Genomic DNA, 6,853 nt, shown 5'->3' on the forward strand with positions numbered 1-6,853 from the left:
ATAAATCCTGAAATCACTGGGGGGTGGTCAAGCAGTAAAACGAATGGAAAGGGTGTAGCACCCGGCGAACAGTACACATTCGATATTGAGGATGGGTCTGGGACGGTCAAGACTGTTCCCGGACTGGTCTTAGACGGAAATATTAACAGAGCAGAAGCCTTTGCCGTTAGAGCCAGCTACTCCCAAACCGCAAGTCGCCGCTAACGCTAATACTAATACTAACGCTGTCATTAAGCGCCAACTACAGGACAACTTCATTCCCGGACGTAAAGCCGCTGAATTGGTAGCGCTGGCATTTCTAATGTCTGACAATACGACACAATTCTTAAGCTTAGAATCGCAAGTCCTTGTATGCTATAACAGAGAGAGATCGTTTATACTGGATTTCGAATAGCTTTTCAGCTATAGTAATAGTAGAAGCTTCTGCCAGAGGGATTGAGGCTTTAACAAACTAGGTTGACGTACTTCCCAAAGAATTACCTATCCCACTCGTTATCGCGCAATATCTTGACCCGAAGTACCCCAGCCACCAACACTCGACCCACCATAGTTACAATTGTCGCCCACGTTACGCTGCACTCTAGCACAATTCATTTTGTACCCTTCAATCGGCATATTCAGATTAATGAGATTACCCAATGTGAGCTAGAGGCATCATCAAACTATCGAATAACAAATTCCACAGACAGGCGCGAATAATTCCGGTTCACGGCTAAACACTTGCCCGGTCAAAGAAACGCAAGGGTAAGCTGCCAATAGACAGAAGGAGCAAATTAATGAGTAATATTCAAACAGAAAACCATGTTGTGCCGGATGCTTTGCCAAAATGCCCCACTGGTATTGAGGGATTGGATGCTGTGATGAAGGGCGGGTTACCGAAAGGGCGCACAACGTTGGTAGTAGGCGGAGCAGGCTGCGGGAAAACATTGCTGGGCGTGGAGTTCTTAGTACAAGGCGCCCGTCGTTTTGACGAACCGGGCGTGCTGATGACTTTCGAGGAAACTGCCGAAGAAGTAACCAAAAATGTGGACTCTTTGGGTTTCAACCTCGCTGAGTTGGTTGACCAAAACAAATTAAAGATGGACCATGTATTTATTGAACGTTCCGAAATCGAAGAAAGTGGTGATTTTAACCTAGACGGCTTATTCATTCGCCTTGCCTATTTCATTGACTCCATCGGGGCGAAACGGGTAGTGCTGGATACTCTTGAAGTGCTTTTCTCCGGCTTTAGCAATACTGCCATCATTAGGTCAGAACTGCGTAGGCTATTTCGCTGGCTGAAAGATAAAGGAATAACCGCTATTATCACCTGCGAGCGTGGACCAAACGGCATGCTTACTCGGCACGGTTTGGAAGAATATGTTTCGGACTGCGTTATTGTGTTGGAACACCGCACCGTTGATTCTATTTCCACCCGTCATTTGCAAGTCATCAAATATCGCGGTTCCGCCCACGGCACTAATGAGTATCCCTTTCTCATTGACGAAACCGGGATTTCGGTACTTCCCATAACCTCTAGCGGTCTCGATTATGGGGTTTCTGATGAGCGAATCTCCACCGGGATACCGAGTTTGGATGATATGCTGGAGGGGAAAGGCTATTATCGTGGCAGCTCGGTGCTGATTTCGGGTACCGCCGGAACCGGCAAGACCAGCATAGCCTCCAGTTTTGCTGACAGCGTTTGCCAAAGAGGGGAGCGCTGCCTTTACCTAGCTTTCGAGGAAACTTCCGGGCAAATAGCCCGCAATATGCGCTCAATCGGTTTGAATCTGGAACCGTGGATAAACGCTAATCTCCTGAAGTTCCATACCACCCGCGCTGCCATGTATGGTTTGGAAATGCACTTGGTGGTGATACATCAATTGGCTAAAGATTTCAAACCCTCGGTTGTAATTATTGACCCAGTGACAAGTTTTCTTAACAACGGCAGCAACCTTGAAGTGCGCTCAATGGTCACTAGATTGATTGATTTCTTCAAAGTACAACAAATAACCGCTTTCTTCACCAGCCTGACTTCTGCGGGAAACTTTGAAGAGCATACCCTCACCAATATCTCCTCCTTGATTGATACTTGGCTCTTATTGCGCGACATCGAACTTGATGGGGAACGCAATCGGGGAATGTTGGTGCTTAAATCACGCGGTATGGCGAATTCCAACCAGATTCGGGAGTTCATTTTGTCTTCTAATGGAATTGAGCTTAGAAATGCCTATCTAGGACAGGCAGGAGTGCTGACCGGGTCGGCGCGTCTTGCGCAGGAGTCTAAAGAAAGAGCAGATTCGCAACTACGGCAGCAGGAAGCGCTACGAATCCAATTCAACCTTGAGCGCAAACGCCAGATGCTAGAAAACCAGATTGCCATTATGCGGGCTGAATTTGAAGTCGAAGAAGCCGAAAGCCTGAACTTGCTTAATCAGGCGCAAGAAAGAGAAGGGCAACTGGTGATTGAGCAGAATAAAATGAAGATAAGCCGTAAAGTTGAAGCCTGAACATGCTTTTAGAGGAATAGGAAAATGGATAAAGCTAACGAATCGAAAGAAATAGAGCGCACTAAATGGGAGTTGAAGCTATATGTAACCGGGCAGACTCCCAAATCGCTAACTGCCTTTGCCAATCTGAAGAAGATTTGCGAAGAATATTTGAATGGGGAATACCATCTGGAAATAATTGACCTTCTGGAAAAGCCGCAACTTGCCGTTGGTGACAAGATTGTAGCAACCCCTACGCTTGTACGAAACCTGCCGGAACCAGTTCGCAAAATAATCGGTGACTTGTCCAATACCGAGCGAGTTCTAGTCGGTCTGAACTTAATCCCATTCGGGGTAGATACCGGCAGAAACAATCAAGAATGAGGAGGTTATACATGAATGATTCAGAGAAGGACGATAGCAATAGAATCCTCGATGCTTTCGAAAATGCCTTAGAGCAGTCAAAATCTGAGTATTACGTCCTGCAACTGTTCGTAACTGGTACTACTCCTAAATCTGCTCAAGCCATCCAGAATATCCAGAATATCTGCGAAAAGCATCTTAAAGGGCGTTACAAATTGGAAGTGGTTGATATATACCAGCAACCGGATAAAGCCAAAGAAGCCCAAATTGTGGCGGTTCCTACTTTAATAAAGCAACTCCCGCGCCCTTTGAGAAAAGTGGTCGGTAATCTATCTAACGTGGAACACATTGTGGCTGGCTTGGGTTTGCATATAGAAAAATCGAACGACATCTCTGATAAATGAGCGGTGAAATAATATGAGCGGTCAAAATAAACCAGATAAAGCCCTACTTGAAGAAGTAGCCTCATTAAGAGAACAACTAGCGGAAGCAGGGGAACTTCTTGGCGCTATCCGACGACACGAAATTGATGCCCTCATTATGGAAGGAGCGGATGGGATTGACCAGGTTTTTACCATAAAGGGTGCGGACCTTCCTTATCGCCTCTTTTTGGAAAAAATGTCACAGGGCGCTGTTACGCTGAATCTATCCGGCATGATTCTATATTGTAACCAACGTTTTTCCGAACTTATTGAACTCCCGATAGAGCAAATTATCGGTTCTTATTTGTATCAGTTTGTTGTTCTTGAGGACAAGCCCCTACTTGAGAATGCGCTGAAAAAAAGCGAGAGAGCAAACTTTCGGTGCGAAATAAACCTCAGTACAGTCGGTGGTGGCAAGCAAGTGCCTTTCGACCTAGCTTTTACCCCTATGCTAATTGACGCACTTCCGGTAATTTGCCTAGTAGCAACAGACTTGACTGAACAAAAACAGACAGAGAACCGAATAAGGGCAGCTCTTGTAGAGAAAGAAACCCTTCTTAAAGAAGTGCACCATCGAGTCAAAAACAATTTGCAGGTGCTGCATAGCCTACTGAAACTTCAAGAAATTGCTATAAAAGACCCACTGGTTGCCGAGCTATTTATTGAATGCCAGAACCGGATAAAGAGTATGGCGCTTGTGCATGAGAAGCTCTACCAATCCGAAAACTTTTCAAGGGTTGATATGAAAACCTATATCCAAAGCCTCACCAATAACCTACTCCATTCGCTGAACTTTATTTCTGAAAGAGTAGCTATTGATTTAAAAATTGAAGGGGTTTTGCTCAATATGGATACGGCTATTCCCTGCGGTCTCCTTATAAATGAGCTTTTATATAATGCTTTTAAACATGCCTTTCCGGGAGAACGGAAGGGCATCGTCAAGATTGAGCTTTCAAGAGATAGCAGGGACATGCTTCGCTTACTGATAGCCGATAATGGAGTTGGTATCCCTGAGAATTTAGACCCTCAAAATACTGAAACACTTGGCTTGCAGTTGGTGGGCATGCTCACTAAACAGTTGGATGGGAAACTGGAAATACAAAGAGAAGGCGGCACTACTTTCACCATCAAGTTCCGGGAGCAAAACTATCGAGAAAGGATGTAATGCTGTGTCCATAGCAAATATTCTGGTAGTTGAAGATGAGGAAATCGTCGCGGCAAGCATTAAAAAAACCCTTACGATGCTGGGTTATAGCGTAGTAGCTACAGTTTCTACGGGAGAAGAAGCGTTGAGTAGTATAGCCGCGAGTCGTCCAGACCTAGTGCTGATGGATATTATCCTGAAGGGTAAAATGGATGGGATTGAAGCTGCTGCTCAGATTCATGCTCTTTATGATATTCCGATAATTTACCTAACCGCTTATTCGGATAATGCTACCCTAGAAAGAGCCAAACCCACCGTACCGTATGCCTATTTATTGAAACCCTTCGATGAGCGAGAATTAAGCACTGCGATCGAGTTGTCCCTTTACAAGAGCCACATAGATTACAAAGTGAAAAAGCTGGATGAATGGTTCGCTACCACGGTCAAGAGCCTTAGCGAGGGGGTGCTTGCCACTGATTTGACGGGCGCCATCACTTTCATAAACCCAACCGCTGAAGGTCTAACCGGTTGGAAACAAGCGGACGCTCTGGGAAAACAGGTCGGCGAAGTTGTAAGGCTACACTACGAGAATAGTGACACTCCGGCGAAAGATTTAACTATATCGGATATTGCCAATGGGATGCTTTCAAAACTGAACGAACCTTTGGCGATAGTGGCAAGAGATGGGCGAAAATTATTTGTCGAAATTAATACTGTGCCTATCCAAGACGAATTGGGCAATATAGGTAGGATGGCGCTGGTTTTTCAGGATATTACCGAACGCAAGCAGATTGAAGAAGCGCTGCGCCAGAGCGAGGCTCGATTTCAGGCGTTTATAGATAACAGCCCAGCGCTTTCTTGGCTGATAGATGCTGAGGGGGTTTTGCACTATGTAAACAAAGCTTTTGCAAGCATGGTTGGTCTGGAAAAGGAACAGATTATTGGTAAAACCGCTTTCGATTTGTTTCCTGAAGAAATAGCAGAACAGCACAAGGTAGCCAACCTGAAAGTTTTTGAAACAGGTGAACCAGTCAAAGCGGATGAAACTTATATGCGCTGGGATGGTTCAAAAGTGTATGTACTGTCAAGTAAATTCCCCCTTCATGATTCATCCAACCCAGTTTTGATAGGCGGCGTGGCGATAGATATTACCAAGCGGGTCCAAGCGGAAGAAGCCTTGCTCCAGAGCGAAGAGCGTTATCGCTTGCTGGCTGAAAACTCCCTCGATATTATTTCTACCAACCTGCATGACGGTACTTTCCAGTATGTTTCCCCCGCCTGCCATCGTATTCTGGGTTACAAACCGGAAGAACTGGTGGGACATTCGATATACGATTTGTTCCATCCCGATGAGATAGCTTCTTTGACAAAGGCAGTCAGCCAAGTAATTGATAATCCCGGTAAAGCTCTTACTATTTTTCGTTACCGCCACAAAGAGGGGCATTATGTCTGGCTCGAAGCCACTACACAGCCAATCTATGGTTCATCTAACAGTAAGGTTCTTTATTTCGTAAGTGTGGCACGGGATGTTAGTGAGCGGATACAGGCGGAGGAAGCCTTGCTCCAGAGTGAAGCCCGTTACCGCTTGCTGGCGCATAACTTGCCAAATATCTCCGTAATAGTGTTTGACCGAGATATGCGCTATCTTGTAGTAGAGGGAGGCGCGCTGCCACCCAATAGCTTTTCCACCCAATTGATTGAGGGTAAAACTCTCTACGAAGTTCTGCCACCTGAAACCGCCAACAAGATTCTGCCCTATTATCAGGCTGCCCTTGCCGGAATTGAAACCACTTTCGAGGATTATTATGACGACCGGGTGCTTCTGGTTATGGCGGTGCCTGTCAGGGATGAGAAAGGTAAAATAACCAATGGCATGATTTTAAGTCAGGATATTACCAACCTCAAACGCTCCGAGCAATCCTTGGCTAATGAAAAAGAGCGTCTGTCCGTGACCTTGAGTTCTATCGGGGATGCGGTAATCACTACTGATTTGAAAGGCAATATTACCCTTATCAACAAGGTAGCCGAAAACCTGACCAACTCTACTTACACCGAGGCAATTGGGCAGCCAATTGAAACGGTGATGCACTTAGTGGACGAAAAAACCCACGCACAGCGCGAAAGCCCGCTCTGGGAATGTTTAAGTACCGGACAGGTGGTTATAATGCAAAATCACACCTTGCTGGTAGCCCTCGATGGTACTGAATACGTTATTATGGATAGTTGCGCCCCCATTCGAGACCAACAAAGTAATATTATTGGGGCTGTGATGGTCTTCCGGGATGTTACCTCCCAGCTAAAGCTGGAAGCAGAATTGCAGAAAGCGGCTAAACTGGAATCGCTGGGAGTGTTAGCGGGTGGATTAGCCCACGACTTTAATAATTTGCTTACGGGCATAACCGGGTATCTAGACCTCAGTAAGTATTACCTTGAAAATAGCGAAACCTTACAAATAA

General features: G+C 45.6%; 6 protein-coding genes. All 6 read left to right on the plus strand.

Annotated features, from left to right (window positions below):
- A partial coding sequence (locus WCK19_RS18035; protein WP_342398794.1) for a hypothetical protein occupies positions 1–204 on the plus strand: 204 nt, incomplete at its 5' end.
- A gap of 572 nt (positions 205–776) precedes the next feature.
- Entirely contained in the window at positions 777–2,489 is a 1,713-nt protein-coding gene (gene kaiC / locus WCK19_RS18040; protein WP_342398795.1) for a circadian clock protein KaiC, read from the plus strand.
- Positions 2,490–2,513: 24 nt separating this feature from the next.
- Positions 2,514–2,852 (plus strand): circadian clock KaiB family protein, encoded by a 339-nt coding sequence (locus WCK19_RS18045; protein ID WP_342398796.1) that lies wholly within the window; start codon positions 2,514–2,516, stop codon positions 2,850–2,852.
- Positions 2,853–2,863: 11 nt separating this feature from the next.
- Positions 2,864–3,235 carry a circadian clock KaiB family protein gene (locus WCK19_RS18050; RefSeq protein ID WP_342398797.1) on the plus strand — a complete coding sequence of 124 codons (372 nt, stop codon included), beginning with the start codon at positions 2,864–2,866 and terminating at the stop codon, positions 3,233–3,235.
- 13 nt (positions 3,236–3,248) lie between these two features.
- Positions 3,249–4,418 carry a histidine kinase dimerization/phosphoacceptor domain -containing protein gene (locus WCK19_RS18055; RefSeq protein WP_342398798.1) on the plus strand — a complete coding sequence of 390 codons (1,170 nt, stop codon included), beginning with the start codon at positions 3,249–3,251 and terminating at the stop codon, positions 4,416–4,418.
- 4 nt (positions 4,419–4,422) lie between these two features.
- Positions 4,423–6,853, plus strand: a 2,431-nt coding sequence (locus WCK19_RS18060) for a PAS domain S-box protein (protein ID WP_342398799.1), incomplete at its 3' end; no start/stop codon positions are given.

The sequence above is a fragment of the Candidatus Chlorohelix sp. genome, from assembly GCF_037138995.1.
Lineage (GTDB): Bacteria > Chloroflexota > Chloroflexia > Chloroheliales > Chloroheliaceae > Chlorohelix.

Coding starts and splice junctions, on each gene's coding strand:
- kaiC (WP_342398795.1), top strand. CDS start 777: ATGAGTAATATTCAAACAGAAAACCATGTTGTGCCGGATGCTTTGCCA.
- WCK19_RS18045 (WP_342398796.1), top strand. CDS start 2,514: ATGGATAAAGCTAACGAATCGAAAGAAATAGAGCGCACTAAATGGGAG.
- WCK19_RS18050 (WP_342398797.1), top strand. CDS start 2,864: ATGAATGATTCAGAGAAGGACGATAGCAATAGAATCCTCGATGCTTTC.
- WCK19_RS18055 (WP_342398798.1), top strand. CDS start 3,249: ATGAGCGGTCAAAATAAACCAGATAAAGCCCTACTTGAAGAAGTAGCC.